The 344-nt window shown below is 39.5% G+C and carries 1 protein-coding gene; it reads left to right on the top strand.

What is annotated here, in order from left to right; all coding sequences use genetic code 11:
- Positions 1-344: hypothetical protein (locus N825_RS40170; RefSeq protein ID WP_245613345.1), on the top strand; the 344-nt coding region annotated here is incomplete at both ends.

A 344-nucleotide genomic window follows, 5' to 3' on the forward strand; every position in this document is an offset into this window, starting at 1 on the left:
GTTATACTCAAGCACTAGATCATATAAAACTAATAGAACAGGGTTATCAACTTTATACTTTTGATATGGTACATTCAGAAAGAGAAGACAACCCGAATGTATCAGTAATCGAAGGTTTTACTCCTGAGCTGAAAAAGAGATATCTGCGGAAAGAGGGAGAAACGTGGTACGCATATTATGACGCAAACCCATATCCTGATGATTTGAACACACAAGATAACTACATTGAAGGTGCGAAGAAGCGTATAACCGTGAATGCCTATGAACGTGATCCAAGAGCACGACAGGCTTGCATTGTTCGTCATGGTACTACGTGCAAAGGTTGTGGTTTCAATTTTGAGAAG

It is taken from the genome of Skermanella stibiiresistens SB22, from assembly GCF_000576635.1.
GTDB classification, from domain to species: domain Bacteria; phylum Pseudomonadota; class Alphaproteobacteria; order Azospirillales; family Azospirillaceae; genus Skermanella; species Skermanella stibiiresistens.